Annotated in this window: 1 rRNA gene; it reads right to left on the bottom strand. The window is 52.2% G+C overall.

The annotated features are described in order from the left end of the window. Positions 1-242 (bottom strand): 16S ribosomal RNA (locus KW836_RS27720); the annotation flags it as partial. Between the last annotated feature and the right edge of the window lie 30 nt (positions 243-272).

Here is a 272-nt window from a genome sequence, read left to right as displayed (position 1 = left end):
GCTAATCCGATATCGGCCGCTCTAATAGTGCAAGGTCTTGCGATCCCCTGCTTTCCCCCGTAGGGCGTATGCGGTATTAGCTACGCTTTCGCGTAGTTATCCCCCGCTACTAGGCACGTTCCGATACATTACTCACCCGTTCGCCACTCGCCACCAGACCGAAGTCCGTGCTGCCGTTCGACTTGCATGTGTAAGGCATCCCGCTAGCGTTCAATCTGAGCCAGGATCAAACTCTTCAGTTTAATCTCTGTATTTGTTTCGTATTCTTGGTC

Source organism: Achromobacter sp. ACM05, from assembly GCF_019218915.1.
In the GTDB taxonomy this organism is placed as follows: Bacteria; Pseudomonadota; Gammaproteobacteria; order Burkholderiales; family Burkholderiaceae_B; genus Achromobacter; species Achromobacter animicus.
The sequence above is the reverse complement of the archived record's forward strand: the minus strand, read 5'-3'. Positions and strand labels throughout refer to the sequence as shown.